20 protein-coding genes are annotated in these 21,010 nt (G+C 32.3%); 15 read left to right on the top strand and 5 right to left on the bottom strand.

Annotated elements, in window-relative coordinates; translation table 11 throughout:
* Positions 1-6: 6 nt before the first annotated feature.
* From Q0828_RS01470 to Q0828_RS01500, 7 genes are all read left to right on the top strand, one after another.
* Positions 7-552, top strand: a complete 546-nt coding sequence (locus Q0828_RS01470) for a DUF1569 domain-containing protein (RefSeq protein WP_298417079.1) — start codon at positions 7-9, stop codon at positions 550-552.
* A 72-nt stretch (positions 553-624) separates the two neighbouring features.
* Positions 625-1,593, top strand: a complete 969-nt coding sequence (locus tag Q0828_RS01475; RefSeq protein ID WP_298417080.1) for a helix-turn-helix transcriptional regulator — start codon at positions 625-627, stop codon at positions 1,591-1,593.
* 97 nt (positions 1,594-1,690) lie between these two features.
* Positions 1,691-3,367 (top strand): CocE/NonD family hydrolase, encoded by a 1,677-nt coding sequence (locus Q0828_RS01480; RefSeq protein WP_298417082.1) that lies wholly within the window; start codon positions 1,691-1,693, stop codon positions 3,365-3,367.
* A 275-nt stretch (positions 3,368-3,642) separates the two neighbouring features.
* Complete coding sequence (locus Q0828_RS01485) at positions 3,643-5,343, top strand: helix-turn-helix domain-containing protein (protein WP_298417084.1); 1,701 nt, start codon at positions 3,643-3,645, stop codon at positions 5,341-5,343.
* A gap of 73 nt (positions 5,344-5,416) precedes the next feature.
* Entirely contained in the window at positions 5,417-5,617 is a 201-nt protein-coding gene (locus tag Q0828_RS01490) for a hypothetical protein (protein WP_298417086.1), read from the top strand.
* A 110-nt stretch (positions 5,618-5,727) separates the two neighbouring features.
* Positions 5,728-5,925, top strand: coding sequence for a hypothetical protein (locus Q0828_RS01495; RefSeq protein ID WP_298417087.1), 198 nt, complete (start codon positions 5,728-5,730; stop codon positions 5,923-5,925).
* Between the two features lie 130 nt (positions 5,926-6,055).
* Entirely contained in the window at positions 6,056-6,271 is a 216-nt protein-coding gene (locus tag Q0828_RS01500; protein WP_298417090.1) for a hypothetical protein, read from the top strand.
* 59 nt (positions 6,272-6,330) lie between these two features.
* Here Q0828_RS01500 and Q0828_RS01505 read toward each other — a convergent pair whose 3' ends face one another.
* Positions 6,331-6,930 (bottom strand): hypothetical protein, encoded by a 600-nt coding sequence (locus Q0828_RS01505; protein WP_298417092.1) that lies wholly within the window; start codon positions 6,928-6,930, stop codon positions 6,331-6,333.
* Positions 6,931-7,465: 535 nt separating this feature from the next.
* Here Q0828_RS01505 and Q0828_RS01510 point away from each other — a divergent pair.
* The gene (locus Q0828_RS01510; RefSeq protein WP_298417094.1) at positions 7,466-9,598 is read left to right on the top strand and encodes a M3 family metallopeptidase; all 2,133 of its coding nucleotides are present in this window, start codon (positions 7,466-7,468) and stop codon (positions 9,596-9,598) included.
* Between the two features lie 70 nt (positions 9,599-9,668).
* Here the strand turns inward: Q0828_RS01510 and rpmA are convergent, their stop codons facing one another.
* From rpmA to Q0828_RS01525, 3 genes are all read right to left on the bottom strand, one after another.
* A complete protein-coding gene (rpmA, locus tag Q0828_RS01515; RefSeq protein WP_298417095.1) occupies positions 9,669-9,929 on the bottom strand; it encodes a 50S ribosomal protein L27 in 261 nt (86 codons plus the stop codon).
* Between the two features lie 42 nt (positions 9,930-9,971).
* Positions 9,972-10,610 carry a 50S ribosomal protein L21 gene (gene rplU / locus Q0828_RS01520; protein WP_298417097.1) on the bottom strand — a complete coding sequence of 213 codons (639 nt, stop codon included), beginning with the start codon at positions 10,608-10,610 and terminating at the stop codon, positions 9,972-9,974.
* Positions 10,611-10,700: 90 nt separating this feature from the next.
* Complete coding sequence (locus tag Q0828_RS01525) at positions 10,701-11,138, bottom strand: DUF4199 family protein (RefSeq protein ID WP_298417099.1); 438 nt, start codon at positions 11,136-11,138, stop codon at positions 10,701-10,703.
* Between the two features lie 166 nt (positions 11,139-11,304).
* On the opposite strand from Q0828_RS01525, the gene Q0828_RS01530 reads away from it, so the two are divergent.
* Positions 11,305-12,636 carry a pitrilysin family protein gene (locus Q0828_RS01530; RefSeq protein WP_298417100.1) on the top strand — a complete coding sequence of 444 codons (1,332 nt, stop codon included), beginning with the start codon at positions 11,305-11,307 and terminating at the stop codon, positions 12,634-12,636.
* 8 nt (positions 12,637-12,644) lie between these two features.
* The gene (locus Q0828_RS01535; protein WP_298417102.1) at positions 12,645-14,735 is read left to right on the top strand and encodes a pitrilysin family protein; all 2,091 of its coding nucleotides are present in this window, start codon (positions 12,645-12,647) and stop codon (positions 14,733-14,735) included.
* A gap of 74 nt (positions 14,736-14,809) precedes the next feature.
* Here the strand turns inward: Q0828_RS01535 and Q0828_RS01540 are convergent, their stop codons facing one another.
* Positions 14,810-15,697 (bottom strand): DMT family transporter, encoded by an 888-nt coding sequence (locus tag Q0828_RS01540; RefSeq protein WP_298417104.1) that lies wholly within the window; start codon positions 15,695-15,697, stop codon positions 14,810-14,812.
* 134 nt (positions 15,698-15,831) lie between these two features.
* Between Q0828_RS01540 and Q0828_RS01545 the strand changes: the two genes are divergently transcribed.
* From Q0828_RS01545 to Q0828_RS01565, 5 genes are all read left to right on the top strand, one after another.
* On the top strand, positions 15,832-16,245 hold the full coding sequence (locus tag Q0828_RS01545) for a heavy metal-associated domain-containing protein (protein WP_298417106.1): 414 nt from the start codon (positions 15,832-15,834) through the stop codon (positions 16,243-16,245).
* Between the two features lie 138 nt (positions 16,246-16,383).
* Complete coding sequence (locus Q0828_RS01550) at positions 16,384-16,758, top strand: hypothetical protein (RefSeq protein ID WP_298417107.1); 375 nt, start codon at positions 16,384-16,386, stop codon at positions 16,756-16,758.
* A 288-nt stretch (positions 16,759-17,046) separates the two neighbouring features.
* Complete coding sequence (locus tag Q0828_RS01555) at positions 17,047-18,069, top strand: transporter (protein ID WP_298417109.1); 1,023 nt, start codon at positions 17,047-17,049, stop codon at positions 18,067-18,069.
* 47 nt (positions 18,070-18,116) lie between these two features.
* A complete protein-coding gene (locus Q0828_RS01560) occupies positions 18,117-18,500 on the top strand; it encodes a hypothetical protein (protein ID WP_298417111.1) in 384 nt (127 codons plus the stop codon).
* Between the two features lie 148 nt (positions 18,501-18,648).
* Complete coding sequence (locus tag Q0828_RS01565; RefSeq protein WP_298417113.1) at positions 18,649-21,009, top strand: TonB-dependent receptor; 2,361 nt, start codon at positions 18,649-18,651, stop codon at positions 21,007-21,009.
* Position 21,010 lies beyond the last annotated feature (1 nt).

The following is a 21,010-nucleotide window of genomic DNA, read 5'->3' on the forward strand; positions in this document are numbered from 1 at the left end:
ATCAGCATGAAAAGACGTATCATTTTAGTTGTGTTTGCACTTATTATTTCTTTATACTTTTTTACAAAATTTAGAATGAATCAATCAAATCCAGAAGTACTCCGTCCATTAATTTCAACTATCGAAAACAATATTGAATTTCGAGATATCGACAATGTAGAAATTTCAACAGCAAATATTGCTTGGCATTTAGATCATATGTTGAAAACTATCAACACACTAACGGAATCACTTGAAAACTCAAATCCTTCAACCTATGAAAGCTCTTTTAACGTTCCTAGAATTGTATCTTTAACAGGTGGCATTATTCCGCGCGGACGTGCACAATCACCAAAAAGTGTTCGTCCACCAGAAATCATTTTAACCAAAGACATTCATACACAAATTGTAACAGCTATAAAGAATATTAAAAAGCTTCAAGAGTTAGATAATAATGCAAATTTTGATCATCCTATTTTTGGTATGTTAGACAAAGCACAAACCATTCGTTTTTTGGAAGTGCATACAATGCATCATTTAAAAATTATCACAGATATTTTAAAAAGTGAATAGCTTCGGAAGAAGATTAATAAGGTATCACAATAGTTCATACAAAATAACGTTAGAGATATTCTAATAGATACAATGAAGAAGGTCTCCTACAACATCACTGACTCCAATACTTGGATCAAAATTATCCACAAACATATTGCTTCAACATTAACGAAAAATCTACTTATCTTAGAAGAAGAAAGTGGCACTGGAACTATTGAAGTCATTACCATTCAGGAAGGCTTACACATTACATTTATAGATGTAATGCTTCAATCTGGATTAAAATTGACTAGAAGTCCAGATACTTCAAACAATCATTTTATTTTAAATTTCTATTTTTCAAAAACTGAAGTCCCACAAAAAATAGCACAACAACAAAAAACATCTTTTGAGCATTATGGCGTATTATTATCTTCTGGCATGACTGCTTCCGAAAGTATCATTCCGCCAAATTTACCAATTAAAATTTTCAACATTACTTTTTCTAAAGATTGGCTACAAAAAAACGTGCTTGATACTGTAAATCCGAATGGAACTCTAAATAGTTTGTTTTCTAATGAAAAAGCTATTTATCTATTTGAAAATTTGGATTATACTTTTCACAATACTTATCAATCCATTATAGATTCTGAAAAAAGCAAGGGAAAAATTTGGCTAGTTGCTGATATTTTAAAAATGCTCACTCACTTTTTCAACAAAGTAGAATCGCGTCCAACTTTCGATCACACTACAAATATAAATGCTGTAGATATTAAAAATTTACTCATCGCAAAAAAATCTATTGAAGAAAACTGGGACAAAACACCTTCCAACGAATCTTTAGCAGAACTTGCCAACATGAGTCTTTCCAAGTTTAAAAAACGCTTTAAGCAGGTATTTCACGAAAGTCCGTATCAATATTATTTGGCTTTAAAAATGAACAAAGCAATGGAACTACTCTTAAAAAAAGAGCATTCTGTTTCCGATGTAGGATATCTTTTAGGGTATTCCAATCTGAGTCAATTTACAAAAGCGTTTAAAAAATTCCACAACGCATTACCTAAAGAAGTTAATAGCTAAACTTGAACTTTTAGGAGTAATCAAAAGTCTTTTTGGGTTAAAAAATCAAATACGTCGAACTTAGTTTTGTAGTGTAATTAACTATAAAAAAATATATATGCGTTCACGTTTTTTTAAATTCTTTTTTATTGGTTCAATGATCTTTTTTTTTGGTAACTGTAGTAAAGATGATAATTCAGTTCCTATACTACCTAATGAAGACTTTTCTTTAAAAATAGAAAATAATATTAAAGTTGAAATGAGAGATGGTGTAGAATTGGCAGTCAATGTTTACAGACCTGATGCAGATGGAACATTTCCTGTAATACTTTCATTTGGTCCTTACGGAAAGGATAATTTGCCTGCAGAATACGATCCAGTAGATGATGGAAATATAATTGTTTCTGAATATGCTGCTTTTGAAACACCTGATCCTGCTTTTTGGGTACAACATGGCTATATTGTAATTGCTGCAGACACTAGAGGTTCTGGACAATCTGAAGGAACTTTAAATGTATTTGAAAATCAAGAAGCAGAAGATTATTATGATCTTATCGAATGGGCAGGTGTACAAAGTTGGTCTTCGGGTAAAGTTGGTCTCAATGGTGTTTCTATTTACGGAATATCACAATGGAAAGCTGCTGCGCTCAATCCGCCACACTTAACCGCTATGATTTGTTGGGAAGGATTTACCGATCCGTACAGAGATGGTTTTTATCACGGAGGTATTCCTAGCGAGTTTATTGATGGATGGTTTCAATATAGGTTGCTAGATAATCTTTCTGCTACCAACACTGGGTACAGAGATTTACCAATGGAAGTTGCCGCTAATCCATTAGCTTCTGCATCTATTTATCAAGAACTAAGTATTGGCGACAGATTGGCACAAATTACAATTCCTTCATACATTGCAGTAAGCATTCAAGATCATGGATTGCATACTAGAGGAACTATCAATGGTTTTCAAGCAATTTCTTCTTCTCAAAAATGGTTAGAACTACACGGAAGAAAAAAATGGGAGTTTTACTATAGTCAAGATGCTATGAGTAGACAGAAAAAATTCTTTGATCACTTCCTAAAAGAAACAGATAACAGTATTTTGAGTCAACCCACAGTACGTTATGAACTTAGAGAAGCATACTATGACGGAAATATTGAAACTGCCAACAATTGGCCAATTTCAGGAAGAACTTTATCTAAGTTATATTTAGATGCTAGCAATAACACATTAAACAATTCAATCACAACAAATGCTTCGAATGTTTCTTATGATGCTACTGTTTTAGAAGATCCTGAACTTATTACAGACAATCAACGTGTAATTTTTAAACACACATTTACACAAGAAACCGATATTGTTGGAACCATGAAATTGAAACTTTTTGTAAGTACAGATCAAGCAAACGATATTGATTTATTTGTCGGTATTCAAAAAGCGGATGCAAACGATAACATTATTTATTTTGAAGGACCTGGAGACGCAGAAGGACAGGTCGCTTCAGGATGGCTTCGTGTTTCAAAAAGAGCGTTAGACATGAGCAAAACTACCGAAGAAGTTCCTTATCATAGTCACGATATGATTGAAACCATTACACCAAATCAAATTGTAGAAGTTGATGTTGAAATATGGCCAACTACAACAAAATATAAAGCAGGAGAACAACTCATTCTTGTGATTCAAGGTAATGATATTGTTGAATCTCAAGAAAGTCATAAAAACAATGTAAACTACGGAAACACTACCATTTATACTGGCGAAAATCGTCAATCGTATTTACAAATCCCTACACTATAATTTAGTTTATTTATTTAATTTTCGCAGAAAACATCTTTTCAAAATTGAAAAGGTGTTTTTTTATATAAAACATTTTTCATTCTACTAAAGCAATAAGAAATACCGTAAAATAATCTCTAATATGATGAAATATTTTTTTTAGATAATTCATTTATAGAAGAATCGTTTTGTAATAATTCACTTTCTTTTTTATTATATTCGGGTAACAATTAATAATTCTCGTTACTAGTTTATATACCTAGCGATGTTTTTCCCTAAAAAATAAACTTTATATAATGAATATTTTCAAACGCTTTATAAGCTGTATACTATTCTTATGCATATGTGTTGCAAATGCACAACAAGATTCTTTAGCTAAACTGACATACAATCAATTAGAACTAAAACACTATGAGCTTAGAAATACAGATATCTCACTTGCAAGAATTTATGTGAATAGGTTTTTAAAGAAAGCAATAGCAGAGAAAGCGTATCCTAAAGTGGCAAAGTCTTATATTTTATTAGGAAATCTTGAAAACTACAATGAAGACTACAACTTAGCTCTAAAATATATAGACACTTGTATTACGTATTGTCACCAATATAAAAGAGATAGAACCTTATTATTTGCTTATAAAGTAAAAGGTAATATTTATCGTAATATGGGCGATTATGACAATTCAATCTCATATCATTTAAAAGTTGATTCTATTGCTAAAGAAATTAATGATCCTTTACAACAAATGCGATCAAATCATAATATTGCTATTATAAAAGCAGAGATAGGAAATACTAAAGAAGCAATTTCTATTTTCCAAGATAATTTAACCAAATTAAAATCTAATGATGTTGCTTTATACAATGAATCTTTATACACAAACACCTTAATATCGCTTGCATCAACACATATAGAAGTCGATTTAGAGAAAGCAATTTATTATAATAGTGTTGTAAAAGAATTAGCTACAAAAAGTAATAATTCAGATGACTTAAGCTATCATTATATGTATAAAGGAAAAATAGCATATCATCAAAATCACTTTACAGCAGCTTTACTCGCATTTAATAAAGCAGATAGTATCATATCTAATTTAGAAAACAAAGGCAATTTATTTACAATTTACAGGCTAAAAGGCAAGACTTTATTTAAGTCTGGAAATTACAATGATGCTATAACTATACTTGAAAAAGCAAAAGAGCTATACAAAAACAAAGGCTATCAGCATTTTCAATTACAAGAAATTTTTACATCACTAGCCAAATCCTATGCTAAAATTGGTAATCAAAATAAAGCACTTGAAAATTTTGAATTAGGTAGTTCTTTAAATGATAAGAAAGATCATGTAAAAATAAATGTTTCTAAAAAAATTAAAGAAAAGTATGAAATTGCAAATTTTAAAGAGGAAATTCAAAAACTTAAAGATGTTACTGCTAAAGAACAGAAGAAAAATAATCTTTTAAAAACTACTGGAGGATTCTTATCTGTTTTATTATTAGTTATAATTGGTTTATTTATCAAAAACAAACGTACCAACAAGAAGAAATTCAACAAATTACTAGCACACATTAACTCTTTAGAGAGTCAACAAAAACAGACCAAAACAAATCAACAAAAATCTACATCTACCAACACGATTTCCAATGAAAAAGTAGTAACATTATTAAAAAGTTTAGAAAAGTTCGAAAACAAAAATGAATTTTTAAATCCAAAAACCAGTTTGAATTTTGTGGCTAAAAAATTAAACACCAATACGAACTATCTATCTAAAATAATAAATCAACATAAAGGAAAATCATTCACAAATTATATTACTGAATTACGAATTAATTATGCTTTACAGCGTATTAAAAATGACAAAATTTTCCGATCGTTTAGCATTAAAGGAATTGCCGAGGAATTAGGTTTTAAAAGTGAAGGTTCGTTTTCTAGAGCTTTTAAACAACATACAGGAATTTACCCTTCTTATTTTATTAAAAAAATAACCTCTGATTCATAAATCAAAGGTTATTGTATTATGAAACTCTATCAATATCATTTATGTTGCAGTCATTAACATTAAATTTTTTATGATGAAAAGAAAATCAATTGTATTGCGATTAAGAAAATCGAAAATTGCTAATTTCAATAGTATTTACGGAGGAGCCACCAACCCTTGTAATTCTCCTTCTCAAGGTACAACAGACCCAAATCCCAGTCCTACATCTCAAGGTGTAAAAGGTTGTAGTGGAACCGGGAAAAACGACCAACCTTCAACAACAGATACTGAATAAATAGTACTCAAAAACAACACCTTTAGTTCATGAATTGAAGCTCGCAAAAATAGTTTTAAGGCAAAAATCATTTTAACTTCATATCACGTTTAACATTAAAAACAATATGTATGAAAAAAGCAAAAATGAAACTCAGCCTCAACAAAACAAACATTTCTAGTTTAAAATTAGAAGCATTGAAAGGTGGAATTACTGGAACAACATGTGAGTTTACAAATAGATATTACAAAACGTGTCAAGCAAATTGTGACACATTCAAACCTACTTGTATCAAATCATTCTCTATTTGTCCAGTAACAACATGTTAAAAAAGTTAGTAAGTTAATAATAGTACGAAAGCACTTTATGAAACATAAAGTGCTTTCAAATTTCTCGTAACTATTGGGTAACAAAAATATGCTTTCCTAACTAAAGTATAAATCACATAAAATTTATATCATGAAGAAAAAAATTGGAAACAAATTAACATTCAAGAAAAACGTAGTATCTAACTTAGAAAGTGTACATGGTGGAGCACTTCCTAATAATGGAGGTCACGAGCCTGTAAAGCCAGCTGATGCACCAGCTTGGTTATCATTACCAAAAACACAATGTGCAGAATGTTGGCCATCAAGTGCTGATCCATTTTGGTCTAATGTTGGTTGCTATAGATAACACCTAACTAGTAATAACGAAAGGCACTTTATTTCTTATGAATAAAGTGCCTTTTATATTTAATATCCAGTAACTAAAAGTCGTCGCGCACCACGCATTCCACATTTTTGATAAGTATGATAAGCCTTTGCAGCTCGTTCTCTAATTTCTGCGTTTGATTCATTTAAAATCCAGCCGTCTATTGCCCATTGTAACGTATAAGCTTCTGGAGACATTAAACCAGTAGACCAAACTAACGGATTTACGCCTGTCTTTTCTATATATGGTTTAAAATAATCTTTGCTAATACAGGCAAGCATAATTGCATCACGCTTTTCTTTATTTTTTGGTTTCAATTGAATATCTAAGTTAAACTCCATTAAACCATCATGACCAACATATGCTAACAAATTGGGGTTTCCTCCAAAACTTAATTTTTGTTTATTTACGGTGATTTCTTCAGGATTTGCTCCACTACTGGCTTGTAAAAAATCGATGGTTGTTTGTTTTATGTATTTTCCATCATATGCATCTGCCAATAAATACGTATTAGATGTTTTATGTTTAAATAAAATTCGTTCTAAAATCTTTGAATTGCTAGAAGGAATCGTTTTGACAAATGTCCAACCCTTACTTTTCTTAAAATGTGTTTTTACGCCATACAAAGCGCCCCAATACAAATTGGTTCGTGGATTTTAACCATTTCCTAACGACTTCGAAACCGGTATAATTCCTTGATTTACATTATCGCACAACGCCACAAATACATGTATTTTCTTTTGGCTAAAAACAGCAAAACTAATAAAGCAAAAAATAATAGTAATGATAAGTTTCATAAGACTAGGTTTGTAATCAATATACAACTAAAACGTATAGAATTTACAATTCGTACCGAATCACAAATATTATGGAACTAAATAAGTTTAATCTTAACTTGAAAATATATAAATTACCTACAATCAAAAACACATAAAATCCCTTGAATTTTTAACAATAAATAACTCCATTTTTTCGCTATCTCAAAATGAAATAAAAAAAAGAAATCTCTTTTTTCCATAAATACATATTTAGATTTAGGAGAATTATACAAGATTTAAAAGCTAAAGATCACACAATTTTCTGTACTTATACGATTTCCAAAGTATGTTAAGATCATAGAACATGTGATCATTTTAACACAAAAACAGTATCTTGTTATTCTAATTTTGTAAACAAATGAAACGTACCTCAATAGCTATTATGAGTAGTATTTTATTATTTGCTTCATGCAAAGATGCTACACCCGAAAAAAAATCAGACACATCTATGACCAATAATCCTTTATTAACCGAATGGAATACACCTTTTGGCGTGCCTCCTTTCGATAAAATAAAAAGTAGCGACTATTTACCTGCTTTTAAAATTGCGCTAGAAGAAAACAAACAAGAAATTAAACAAATCACTGAAAACTCGGAAGCACCAACTTTTCAGAATACCATTGAAGCACTAGAATTTAGTGGAAAAAACTTAAACAGATTACAACGTGTATTTTATGCAGTAAATAGTGCAAATACAGATAGTATTCTAAAAATAGCAGCAAAAGAAATTACACCAGCTATTGCAACACATACGGATTTTATTAACCTAAATGCTGATTTATTCAAGCGTGTAAAAGCTGTATATGACCAGAAAGACAAACTAAATCTGTCTCCTGAAGAAACACGTCTATTAAACGAAACTCACAAACGTTTTGTCCGTTCAGGAATTAACTTGCAAGGTGAAAAGCAAGATCGCTTGCGCGAAATTAATACCAGATTAGCAGGGCTTGGCGGTGATTTTGGTGAAAATTTACTAGATGAAACCAATGCTTTTGAATATCACACCAAAGACAAAAAGGACTTAGGAAATCTTCCAGAAAGTTTAATTGCCTTGGCTGCAGCAGAAGCAAAAAACAGAGGTCATAAAGACGGTTGGTCATTTACTTTGCAACGACCAAGCATTAATCCTTTTTTACAATCGTCTCCAAACAGAGATGCGCGTAAAGCATTATTTGATGGTTACGCTATGCGTGCTAACAATAATAATGAAAATGACAACAAAGCAATTCTAATTGAAATGGCATCTTTACGTTTAGAAAAAGCCAAACTTTTAGGATACGATTCGCACGCTGCTTACATTCTTTCTGATAATATGGCTGAAACGCCAGAAGCTGTTTATGGTTTTATGAATAAGTTATGGCCTTCTGCATTGGAAATGGCAAAATCAGAGCGTGAAGCATTAGCCAAAAAGATGAAAAGTGAAGGTGTTTCTGGAACTTTTACAGGAAGCGATTGGAGACATTATGTTGAAAAAGTTAGAAAGGAACGCTACAATTTTGATGAAGAGCAAACACGTCCATATTTTGAAGTAAATGCCGTTAGAGATGGTGTTTTTGCATTAGCAAATCAACTATTTGGGTTAACGTTTAAAGAAATGAAAAATATCCCTAAATGGCATAAAGACCAACAAGTATTTGAAGTTGTAGAAGCTGACGGCTCGCACTTAGGAATCATATATATGGATTTCTTTGCACGCGAAAGTAAACGTGGTGGCGCATGGATGAATGCCTTACGTAGTCAAATGAACGTAAACGGAATGGTAACGCCAATCGTAACAAACAACTTCAACTATCCCGCTCCTTCTGGAGATTCTCCTTCATTGTTATCATTTACAGAAGCAGAAACTTTATTTCATGAATTTGGTCATGCACTACACGGATTATTCTCTAATGTAAAGTATGAATCATTATCTGGAACAAATGTACCAAGAGACTTCGTAGAATTTCCATCGCAAGTAATGGAAAACTGGATGAGCGAACCTCAAGTATTGCGTTTATTTGCTAAGCACTATAAAACGGGAGAAGTTATTCCGGATAGTATGATCAAGAAAATGAAAGATGCAAACTCTTTCAATGGTGGTTTTGCAACTGTTGAATACATGGCTGCTGCTTTTTTAGATATGGCTTGGCATTCCAAAAAGGATAACATGCCTACAGATGCAAACGCTTTTGAAAAAGAAACCATGGATAAACTAGGATTGATTGATGAAATCATTCCACGTTATAGAAATACATATTTTGGACATATATTTTCAAGTGCGACAGGATATTCTTCTGGATATTACAGTTATTTATGGTCAGAAGTATTAGATGCAGATGCTTTCCAAGTATTTAAAGACACAGGGAATATCTTTGATCCTGAAACTGCTAAACGTTATCGCAAAATGCTTAGTATGGGTGGTTCGCAACCTGGAATGGAATTATACAAAGGTTTCCGCGGTGCTGAACCAGAAATTGGTCCTTTATTAAAGAAAAAAGGATTTGTTGAGTAACAGATCTTTTCCATAAAAAAAGCCTGAACAAATAAATGTTCAGGCTTTTTTTATATAAATCAAATCTTAATTATGCTTCGAATGCTTCGATTGACACATAAGATCTGTTGTTAGCTTTCTTTGTGAATTTCACAAGACCGTCTACTTTTGCATGTAATGTATGGTCTTTCCCCATATATACATTTTCTCCTGGATTGTGAGTAGTACCTCTTTGTCTAACGATGATGTTACCAGCGATTGCCGCTTGTCCACCAAAAATCTTAACACCTAAGCGTTTCGATTCTGATTCTCTACCGTTTTTCGAACTACCAACTCCTTTTTTGTGAGCCATTTTAGTAAGGTTTTATTTTGTTATACTTAAGTAATAATGCAATTACGCTTTACCACCATCTAATTCGTCTTGCCATTTCTTTAACTCATCCCACTTACCATCAGCAGCTAATTGCGCTTGTGCTGGCCAAGTATCTGTCACGTGATTTCCACGAACACCAGAAATGATTTCAGAAATTTTTGCTGGTTCAGTTTTCGCTAATTCAGCGAATGTTGAAATTCCAGCTTCTACTAAAGTAGATGCGATTTTAGGACCAATTCCTTCAATCTTTTTTAAATCATCAGCTTTAGTTGATGTTGCTTTTTTAGCAGCTGGTTTAGCAACTTCTTTTTTAGCTTCTTCTTTCTTTGGAGCTGCTTTTTTAGCTCCTGAAGCTACAATGTTTTCAATAACAATTTCTGTTAAAGACTGACGGTGACCATTCTTAACACGGTAACCTTTACGTCTTTTCTTCTTGAAAACAATAACTTTATCACCTTTAAGGTGTTTTAAAACTTTGGCCTCTACTGCGGCTCCGTTTATAGCTGGGGCGCCAATCGTAACTTGTCCATTGTCATCTAATAAAAGAACATTGTCGAAAGTAACTTTCTTTCCTTCTTCTACAGCTAAACGGTGTACAAATACTTTTTGGTCTTTCGCAACTTTAAATTGCTGCCCTGCCATCTCTACAATTGCATACATAGCGTATCGTTTAATTAATTAATTTTGTCCAAAAAATGGACGCAAATATACATCTAATTAATTAATCTACAAACACTTCTACACTACTTTCTATGAGATATTCCAACTTGGCTTAAATTTTTGCATAAATAAAAGGCTTAAAATCACTGTAGACGCGAATCCTTCTATTAATATAATAAAGAGTAAAATGCCTGGTTCTGTGGCATAACTTCCTAATCCCATTGCCATTATCTTTTCTGCAAAAGCAACATCAATATGAAAAATATAGATTCCCATGAAGAGTGCAAAAATTAAAGTTGCAGAGAAACCTGCAAAAATTCCTGCTTTGAATCCTTCAAAATAGTTAAATTTTATTCCGTTTTCTGCTTTTAAGTCTTTGATTACTTTATAAATTCCGTATGCTATAATAAAGCCATTTAGCAATCGTAGCCAAGGATTTTCGTGCATTCCGAATAATCGTACAATTAAGAAATATACTATCAATGCTAATGCAATAAATCCGCCATATTTTAATGTTTTCTTTTCCATCACAAATTTTATTTTATATTAGTAATTAACTGATAATCTTTAACTTACAAAAAATCAATGAGATAACAAAATAATATTAAAGTTGTTTTATAATTTGTATGGTGTAACATTTTTATAGAACTTGCGTCAGATACAAAATAACTCAAGCAAAAAAAGTAATAGCGCAATGAAAAAAAGATTATTTTCAATAGCTTCTTTACTGCTTTTTGGATTCGTTTCCCAAGCACAAGAAGTTAAGTATGAAGAATATGATTTAGACAATGGTCTGCATGTAATTCTTCACCAGGACAATTCGGCTCCTGTGGTAACTACAGCAGTTATGTACCATGTAGGAGCTAAGGATGAAAATCCAGAGCGTACAGGGTTCGCACATTTCTTCGAGCATCTTCTTTTCGAAGGAACAGAAAATATAGAGCGTGGACAATGGTTCAAAATTGTTTCGTCTAACGGAGGAAGCAACAACGCAAATACTACTGATGACAGAACATATTATTATGAGGTTTTCCCTTCAAACAATCTAGAATTAGGTTTATGGATGGAATCTGAGCGTATGTTACATCCAGTTATCAACCAAATTGGAGTTGATACACAAAATGAAGTTGTAAAAGAAGAAAAAAGACAACGTGTAGACAATCAGCCTTATGGAGGGATTATTGAGAACATCAAAAAACACATGTTCAAAAAGCATCCATATAGATGGACTACTATTGGAGAAATGGCACATTTAGATGCCGCAACTTTAGATGAGTTTTTAGCTTTCAACAAAAAATATTATGTGCCAAACAACGCTACTTTAGTAGTTGCAGGTGACATTGATAAAGCGAAAACTAAAAAAATGATTCAAGATTATTTTGGAGCAGTTCCAAGAGGAAAAGACATCGTAAGAAACTTTCCAAAAGAAAATCCTGTTACAAAAGAGTTTAAAGCGAAAGCATTCGACCAAAATATTCAAATTCCAGCTATCATTGCTGCGTACAGAACATCTTCATTCAAAACAAGAGATGCACGTGTATTAGACATGATTTCTTCATACTTAAGTAGTGGAAAAAGTTCTAAACTATATAAGCGTTTAGTTGATGATAAAAAAATGGCATTAGCTGTACAAGCTGTAAACTTAAGTCAAGAAGATTATGGAACGTATGCATTGTTTGCACTTCCATTAGGAGATAATTCTTTAGAATCTCTAGTTGCTGAAATCGATGAAGAAATCAAAAAACTTCAAACAGATTTAATTTCAGAGAAAGACTATCAAAAACTTCAAAACAAATTTGAAAACAACTACGTAAATTCTAATTCAAGCGTAGAAGGTATCGCAAACTCTTTAGCGAGATACAATGTATTATATGGAGATACCAACTTAATTAACACAGAAATTGATATCTATAGATCTATCACCAGAGAAGAAATTAGAGAAATTGCTAATAAGTATTTAAAATCAAACCAACGTTTGTTATTAGAATATTTACCAGCCGAAAAAACATCAGGAGAAAAAAAATAAGATAGACCATGAAAACAAAAATATATTCACTACTTGTATTGTTTTTAGCCTCGCTAACAATGCAAGCACAAATAGACAGATCAAAACAACCTAAACCTGGTCCAGCTCCAAAGGTTAATATTGGAAAACCAGTAACTTTCACTCTAAAAAATGGGTTAACGGTATTAATTGTTGAAAACAATAAATTACCACGTGTTTCTGCAACATTACGAATAGACAATCCTTTAATTGTTGAAGGAAACAAAGCAGGCGTTGCTGATTTAACAAGTTCATTATTAGGAAATGGATCTACTTCTATCGCTAAAGATGATTTTAATGAAGAAGTAGATTACTTAGGTGCTTCTTTAAATTTTGGTTCGCAAAGTGCTTTTGCAAGTTCGCTTTCAAAATACTTTCCTAGAATTATGGAATTAATGGCTGATGGAGCTTTAAACCCAAATTTTACGCAAGAAGATCTAGATAGTGAAAGAGCTAAGATCTTAGAAGGATTAAAATCTCAAAAGAAAGATGTTAAAACAATTGCTAGAAGAGTAGAATCTGTATTGGCATATGGTGCAAATCATCCTTATGGAGAATTTATAACTGAAAAATCTGTAAAGAGTGTAACGCTTGATGATGTTAAAAACTTCTACAAAAAACACTTCAAACCAAACAATGCATACCTAGTAATTATTGGAGATGTAAAAGCTAAAAAAGCTAAGAAATTAGTTAAGAAGTTATTCAAGAATTGGAAAAATGAAGCTATTGTTGCGGACACTTTTGACACTTCAAATAACCCAATGACTACAGAAGTGAACTTCATCAATATGGGGAACGCTGTACAGTCTGAATTAAGTATACAGAATACTGTAAACTTAACAATGAAAGATGCTGATTACTTCCCTGTTTTAATTGCAAACAACATCCTTGGTGGTGGTGGAGAAGCTCGTTTATTCAACAATCTTCGCGAAGACAAAAAGTTCACATACGGTTCATATTCAAGTATTGGAAATAACAGAAAAACTACATCACGTTTTAGAGCTTCTGCAAGCGTTCGTAATGCTGTAACTGATAGTGCCGTTGTTGAAATTTTGAAAGAAATTAAAAAGATTTCTACAGAGTTAGTTTCTGATGAAGAATTAAAAAATGTAAAAGCTAAATATGTTGGACGATTCGTAACAGGTATTGAGCGCCCATCAACAATTGCTAATTATGCATTAAATATCATCACAGAAGATCTTCCAAAGGATTTTTACAAAACATATCTTGAAAAAATTGAAGCTGTAACTAAAGAAGATGTTTTAAGAGCTGCTCAAAAGTATTTCTTAAAAGACAAATTAAGAATTGTAGTTACTGGAAAAGGAAGCGAAGTTTTAGATGCTTTAGAAAACCTAACATTTGACGGAAAAAAGATTCCTGTAAAATACTTTGACCAATTTGGAGCACCAACAAAAAAGCCTGAATTCAAAAAGCCAATTCCTGCTGGAGTTACTGCACAAACTGTAATTGACAACTACATCAACGCTGTTGGTGGAAAAGACAAGTTAATGAGCGTAAATACTATTGTACAGGAAATGAGCGCATCTTTCCAAGGAATGAATATGATTACAACATTAAAACAAAAGTCTCCTAACATGCTAGCAAACGATGTAACGTTAACTGGAATGGGCTCTGTTTTCAAACAAGTATTTGACGGCGAAAAAGGATACATATCACAACAAGGTCAAAAAATAGACATGCCAGCTGAAATGATAGCCGAAATGAAGTCACGTAAAGGTTTATTTCCAGAATTAAACTATACCGATAGCAAACTTACATTAACTGCTATTGAATCTGTTGAAGGAAAAGATGCATATGTTGTTGTTGTTGAAAATGCTGCTGGAAAAAAAGAAACAAATTATTATGATGTTGCTTCTGGTTTAAAAGTAAAAAAAGCTGAAAAAACTAAAGGTCAAGGTGGACAAGAAGTTGTTCAAGAAACATCATATGGAGCATATACTGAAGTAGATGGAATTAAATTTCCATACTCTATGACTGTTCCTATGGCTGGACAAAAAATTGAATTATCAATAATTTCTTTAAAGGTAAATACTCCTTTAACCGAGAAAGATTTTGAATAAAATCAATTTTTAAAAGTATAATGAAAAAGCTCTAAGAAAATCTTAGAGCTTTTTTTATGTTTCAGTTTTTTGAATTACACTGCTGTTTTCTTAGCGCGTTTATTCACCAAATACACCCCGAAGAGAATAATGATTCCTCCTAATATTTGATACATACTCAATCGTTCTCCGAAAAATAATCCCCAAAAAATAGCAATCACCGGCATTGTATATGTTACAGAAGAAGCAAAAACTGGACTTGCAACTTGCACCAATCTGTTAAACAAAACTTTTGCGATTGCAGTTCCGAACAATGACAATACACAAACATACAACAAAGCTTCTTGCATTTTAAGATCATTTCCAATGGTTGAGAAAAAACCTGTCCAAGCCAAAATAATAACTGCAGGAATCACAATTATAATAAAGTTTCCAGTTGCAATTGCTAAAGCATCTACATCATTCAAATAGCGTTTTATCATATTCACATTTAAGCCATAACCAATAGTTGATATAATAATAAGAATACTCATCCAGTAATTCTGATCTGGATTGAAATCGGCTCCAGCCGTAATCAATAACAAAGCACCAATTAATCCAACAAACACACCTAAAGCTTGTCTTTTCGTGACCAAAACTCCAAAAAATAAGATTCCGAAAACTACTGTATTCAACGGAGTCAATGAGTTTAACATAGAAGCTATGGAACTATCCAATTCTGTCTGCGCTATTGCGAATAAAAATGGTGGAAAAAATGATCCTAACAAACCTGTCCAAAGAACCCATTTCCAATGTTCTCTTTTCAACTTTTTAAGACTTTTTAACCCAACAGGAAACAAAAAAAGTGCCGTAATAACAATTCGTAATGCTCCTACTTGTGTTGGCGTTAACCCTTCAAGAGAATGTTTGATCAGAATAAATGAACTTCCCCAAATAAGTGATAAAATAAGCAGGTAAATCCATTTTAACTTTGCATTGTCCATAACCGTATTTTGTAAGATCACACAAAAGTCCGACAAATATTTCTAATATTTTGATCATATTTCCTTAATTTTGCAATAATCATATAAGTCAAAACTATACTGAATTCTCAGTACGTTTTATAAATAAAAACACGATGAAAAAAATACTATTTGTTTTCGTACTAACGCTTGCAATCGTTAGTTGTAAAAACAACACAACGCCCGAAACAATAACAGTTGACACACAAGTTGAAACTGTAAAAAAAGAGACAAGCACGCAAGATATCGCTGCAAACTATAACAAAGCTGAATTTAAAATTGACGGAATGACCTGTGCAATTGGCTGTGCTAAACGCATTGAAGGCAAATTAGCTGCTATGGAAGGTGTGAAATCGGCAACGGTAGACTTTGAACAAAAATTAGCAATGGTTGAATATAATGAAGCTAAAGTTGATTTTGACGCGTTAACAAGCACAGTTGCAAAAGTTCCTGGGGATTATAAAATATCAGACATGAAAAATGTAGAAGATTTCGGAACAACATCTGATTCTAAAAAAGATAGTGAATAGTAAATATGTTGTACTAAAAAAACATAAATCACTCGTAACACATCAATTACAAAAAGTCGTCAAGTTTTGACGACTTTTTTATTGTCTTTACTTGATTAAACAAACTTTCAAAGTTACCTTTGCATCGATTTTACATACGTGAGAACAATTTGGGCACATATCTTCATTCTATTATACGTAACAGCCATGTTACGTCCTATAATGCCTTTAGCAAACTATTTGGTTAATCAAGATTATATTGCTGAATTTTTATGCATTAATAAAGATAAGCCCGAACTTGAATGTAATGGTAAATGTTATTTAAAAAAGCAGCTAAAAGAAGCTTCCGAAGAAAAGGAAAAAAATCTTCCCGCTATTGCTATGGAAGAATATCCAATCGGAATTATGATGTTCATTACATTTGATGCTTCTCAAACTACTGAAACTACAACCACTTCAAATTTTCAATACACCAATAGTTACAAATTCTCGTACTTGAATTTGGTTTTTCATCCACCAGCTTTTACTTCATAACATTAATAATTTTTAGAAATTCTAACGTCACTTTGAGTGTCCTAAACTATTTATTGAACTTGGTTCAACAACATTTTAGGATGCATCGAGAAGTACTTAGTGTCCTAAATTCATATAATATTTTTTAGTTAAAAAATTGACAACTATTATTAATGTTACTACATATCTATTCTTAGTTTTTAGATGATTTTCACATGATCTAAAAGCTAAGAATTAAAATCAAATCATTTTTGTTGCACATTTTAACACATCAAACAGATGTGCAATTACTTTATTTAAATACTACAAATGAAAAACTACATATATGCCATCATCTTCATGGCAGCAGCATTTGCGTACGCGCAAGAAACAGAAGATACCACTACAAAATGGACAGGAAGTAGACCAGACGGACATGCTCCAATCTCAGTAATGGGCGATCACACGCACGGAAAAGGAGAAATTATGTTTAGCTATCGCTACATGTATATGAATATGGAAGATGTAAATCGCGGAAGCGAAAACACTTCTTTTGCGGATGCACTTACACAATACATGGTAACGCCGACAAGTATGCCAATGCAAATGCATATGCTAGGTGCTATGTACGCTCCAAGTGACAAAGTTACCTTAATGGTCATGGCAAATTACCTAACAAGCGAAATGGATCATTTAACGCGTATGGGCGGAAAATTTACAACAGAAGCTTCAGGTTTTGGAGATACAAAAGTTGCTGCAATGTATACGTTCTTTAACAAAGACAAACAACAATTGCATGCACAAGTTGGTGTTTCTATTCCTACAGGAAGTATTGACGAACAAGATGCAACGCCAGTTTCTACTCCAAACGAAGTAATCTTACCATATCCTATGCAAATTGGAAATGGAACTTTTGATGGAGAATTAGCGTTAACCTATTTAAAGCAATGGAACAAATGGTCATTTGGAACACAAGCTCGAACAACACTTCGTTTTGGCAAAAACGATAATGATTATCGTTTAGGAAATCGTTACAGCATTAACAATTGGGCAGCTTTTACCGCCACAAGATGGTTAAGTTTTTCTGGAAGAATTGAGCTTGGCGCGATTGATAAAATCGAAGGTGTAAATCCTATTTTAAATCCCATGATGGTGATTACAGCAGACACACAAAATTCTGGAATGACCTATGCTAACACAGGAATAGGTTTTAATTTATACGCGTTTAAAGGTTCTTTAAAAAATCTACGTTTTGGATTTGAAGCTGCATTACCATTATTTCAAAATATGAACGGAATTCAATTACGCAACAAAGAAACGCTAACGTTTGGATTGCAATACGCCTTCAAATAATAGAAACAATCCACATTACAAACAGTAATAAATAGTTACATTTTTCGTTGAGAAACATTTGGGCACATATTTTTATTCTATTGTACGTAACGGCCATGTTACGTCCTGTAATGCCTTTGGCTAATTATCTTGTTAATCAAGATTATATAGCTGACTTTTTGTGTATTAATAAAGATAAGCCTGAACTTGAATGTAATGGTAAATGTTACTTAAAAAAACAACTCAAAGAAGCTTCTGAAGAAAAAGAAAAAAATCTTCCTCCTATTGCTATGGAAGAATATCCAATTGGGTTTATTGACTTTTTCATATTTCTTTCTAAAAAAACAGTTATCAAATTAGCACAATGCAATTCACGCTATTACAATAACTACAAATTCTCGTATTTACATAGCGTATTTCATCCTCCAAACTCAGTAACTCTACATATATAAAGCATCATTATCCCTAAAGGTGATGCTTGCCGCACATCTGGTATTTGATCATTGTATTAAGCCAGGTGTGCTTTCCTATATTTTATAAAAAATTGAGGTAACACAATGTGTATTGACACTATTGTCATTCCGCTATAACACAAATTCAATGAAAAAAATACTTATAAGTATTCTTATTGGAATACTATTCATGTGCCATAGTTTTGCACAAACAACATACAAAGGAAAAATTACAGATAATAAAAAGAATCCAATTTTAGGAGCCACTATTGTTTCTATAAAAGATGCTACAAAAGGTAGTATGAGTGATGAAAATGGAGACTTTTCCATTATATTAAAAAACACAAACACTGTATACATCTCTATGATGGGATTTGTACAACAAAAAGTAACATTAAGCGATTCAGAAAGTACACTAATTGTTTTACAAGAAAGTTTAGAAAACCTAAAAAATGTAGTTATTTCTGCAAGTCGTGAACAACAAAAAAGAGCAGAAGTTCCAGCTTCCGTTTCTGTACTAACAGCTGAGAAAATTAAAGAACGTAAAGCTTTTGGAATAGATCAGTTGGTAAATCAGGTTCCAGGTGTATTTATGTCGACCTCAACAGCTGCGAGCAATGAACAGCATTTTATGGCAACTAGAACGCCTATTTCTACAAAATCTTTGTTTTTATATCTTGAAGATGGATTGCCAATTCGCCCTGTAGCGGTTTTTAATCACAATGCTTTATTAGAAATGAACAATACTTCATTTGGGCGTGTAGAAGTTTTAAAAGGTCCTGCATCAAGTATTTACGGAAGTGAATCTGTCGGTGGAAGCTTTAACTTTATGACAAAAAATCCAAGCAAAGAACTTTCGGGAAGTGTTGGTTTTCAAATTAATGATTTAGGTTTAACACGTTATGAGTTAGAAATTTCAAATTCACCAAGTGAAAATTTTGGTTTTTACTTAGGAACACATTTTATCAAACGTAAAGATGGTCCTGTTGATCATTCTGATTATGAAAAATTTGCATTGACATTTAAAACTATAAACGACTTATCAAATCGTTTTCAATGGACAAATGCAGTAACATTGGTAGATTATCGTTCGGATATGTCAGGTTCTTTATCAGAGCAAAACTATTCGGACGGAAACTACGAAAGTGACCAAACATTTACGGAGCGTGATGCATTGGCATTTCGATTTAGAAGCACATTTGCAGCACGCTGGAATGATCGTCAAAAAACAACATTCAATTTGATATTTAGAAATAATCAAATGGATCAGAATCCTTCGTATAGAGTTCGACAATTTCGTCAACAAGGACAATTAACTGGTTTCGGATCAGGAGAAGTAAACAGTAATAAATTTAAAAGTTATGTTGGTTTAATTCAACATAAAATAGATTTCAACTTTGCAAAATCATCGCTTATTGCAGGAATTACCGCAGATTTCTCTCCGCAAAAATATGTTGGACAAACAACAAACGTACTTGTCAATGCTGAAACTGGGCAAAACACAAGTTTTACTGTAAATGCAAATGATTACATTTTAAATTATCAGGCAGATATTTTCAATTATGCAGGATATCTACAATATGAAATTTCACCTTTAGACAACCTAAAAGTAACAGCTGCCGTACGTTTTGACGAATTCAAATACGACTATGACAACCGAATTGAAGGTACAGCTGGCGTTAGTGATACAGAAGTGAAATATGATAATATTTCTCCAAAGCTAGGTGTAAATTATAATTTTTCTAAAACACTTGGTATGTATGCAAATTATGCAAACGGATTTACGCCTCCACAAACATCAACACTATTCAGAAATAGTAGAAACGATGATGCTGGTGGAACGGTTTTCGATTTAAATTCTGCTTTTTACAACAATTACGAAGTTGGAGGATATTTTGCCATTCCAAACAAGTTACAAATTGATGTTGCCTTGTATCAACTCGACGGAAAGGATCAATTAATTTCTTTACGTGATGAAGTTGGTAATTTTATCCAAAAAAATACAGGAGAAACACGTTCTCGCGGAGTTGAACTTGGTGTTATATATACACCTTTTAACTTCTTAGAATTCAATTATAGTGGAAGTTATGCAAATCATGAATACATTTCATTCTTTGATAATGGAATTGATTATTCTGACACAGATATGCAAACAGCGCCAAACTTTTTAGCGAATGCTTCTGTAACATACAAACCCTTAGAAAATTTAGGAATCTCCCTATATTACGAACATGTAGGCAAGTACAATACTAGTTTTGAAGGACAAGCTGTTATTGGAGAAGATACTAATGGAAATGATATTTTAGGAACAACCACTTATGCCGGACATCATATTTTTAATGCACGTGTAAACTATCGTTATAGGAATGTTGAAGTTTGGGGACATGTATTAAATCTTTTTGACAAACTGTATTCAGTGCGTGCTTCTTACAACACATTCAGAAAAGAAAATTCATATTCTATTGGAAATCCTAGAGCTTTTCATTTTGGAATTTCTTATTCGTTTTAAG

This window comes from uncultured Kordia sp. (genome assembly GCF_947496985.1).
Classification (GTDB): Bacteria; Bacteroidota; Bacteroidia; order Flavobacteriales; family Flavobacteriaceae; genus Kordia.

What these genes read in the sequence shown, in the direction of transcription:
- Q0828_RS01470 (WP_298417079.1), top strand. Translation starts at nt 7, where the DNA reads ATGAAAAGACGTATCATTTTAGTTGTGTTTGCACTTATTATTTCTTTA.
- Q0828_RS01475 (WP_298417080.1), top strand. Translation starts at nt 625, where the DNA reads ATGAAGAAGGTCTCCTACAACATCACTGACTCCAATACTTGGATCAAA.
- Q0828_RS01480 (WP_298417082.1), top strand. Translation starts at nt 1,691, where the DNA reads ATGCGTTCACGTTTTTTTAAATTCTTTTTTATTGGTTCAATGATCTTT.
- Q0828_RS01485 (WP_298417084.1), top strand. Translation starts at nt 3,643, where the DNA reads ATGAATATTTTCAAACGCTTTATAAGCTGTATACTATTCTTATGCATA.
- Q0828_RS01490 (WP_298417086.1), top strand. Translation starts at nt 5,417, where the DNA reads ATGAAAAGAAAATCAATTGTATTGCGATTAAGAAAATCGAAAATTGCT.
- Q0828_RS01495 (WP_298417087.1), top strand. Translation starts at nt 5,728, where the DNA reads ATGAAAAAAGCAAAAATGAAACTCAGCCTCAACAAAACAAACATTTCT.
- Q0828_RS01500 (WP_298417090.1), top strand. Translation starts at nt 6,056, where the DNA reads ATGAAGAAAAAAATTGGAAACAAATTAACATTCAAGAAAAACGTAGTA.
- Q0828_RS01510 (WP_298417094.1), top strand. Translation starts at nt 7,466, where the DNA reads ATGAAACGTACCTCAATAGCTATTATGAGTAGTATTTTATTATTTGCT.
- rpmA (WP_298417095.1), bottom strand. Translation starts at nt 9,929, where the DNA reads ATGGCTCACAAAAAAGGAGTTGGTAGTTCGAAAAACGGTAGAGAATCA.
- rplU (WP_298417097.1), bottom strand. Translation starts at nt 10,610, where the DNA reads ATGTATGCAATTGTAGAGATGGCAGGGCAGCAATTTAAAGTTGCGAAA.
- Q0828_RS01525 (WP_298417099.1), bottom strand. Translation starts at nt 11,138, where the DNA reads ATGGAAAAGAAAACATTAAAATATGGCGGATTTATTGCATTAGCATTG.
- Q0828_RS01530 (WP_298417100.1), top strand. Translation starts at nt 11,305, where the DNA reads ATGAAAAAAAGATTATTTTCAATAGCTTCTTTACTGCTTTTTGGATTC.
- Q0828_RS01535 (WP_298417102.1), top strand. Translation starts at nt 12,645, where the DNA reads ATGAAAACAAAAATATATTCACTACTTGTATTGTTTTTAGCCTCGCTA.
- Q0828_RS01540 (WP_298417104.1), bottom strand. Translation starts at nt 15,697, where the DNA reads ATGGACAATGCAAAGTTAAAATGGATTTACCTGCTTATTTTATCACTT.
- Q0828_RS01545 (WP_298417106.1), top strand. Translation starts at nt 15,832, where the DNA reads ATGAAAAAAATACTATTTGTTTTCGTACTAACGCTTGCAATCGTTAGT.
- Q0828_RS01555 (WP_298417109.1), top strand. Translation starts at nt 17,047, where the DNA reads ATGAAAAACTACATATATGCCATCATCTTCATGGCAGCAGCATTTGCG.
- Q0828_RS01565 (WP_298417113.1), top strand. Translation starts at nt 18,649, where the DNA reads ATGAAAAAAATACTTATAAGTATTCTTATTGGAATACTATTCATGTGC.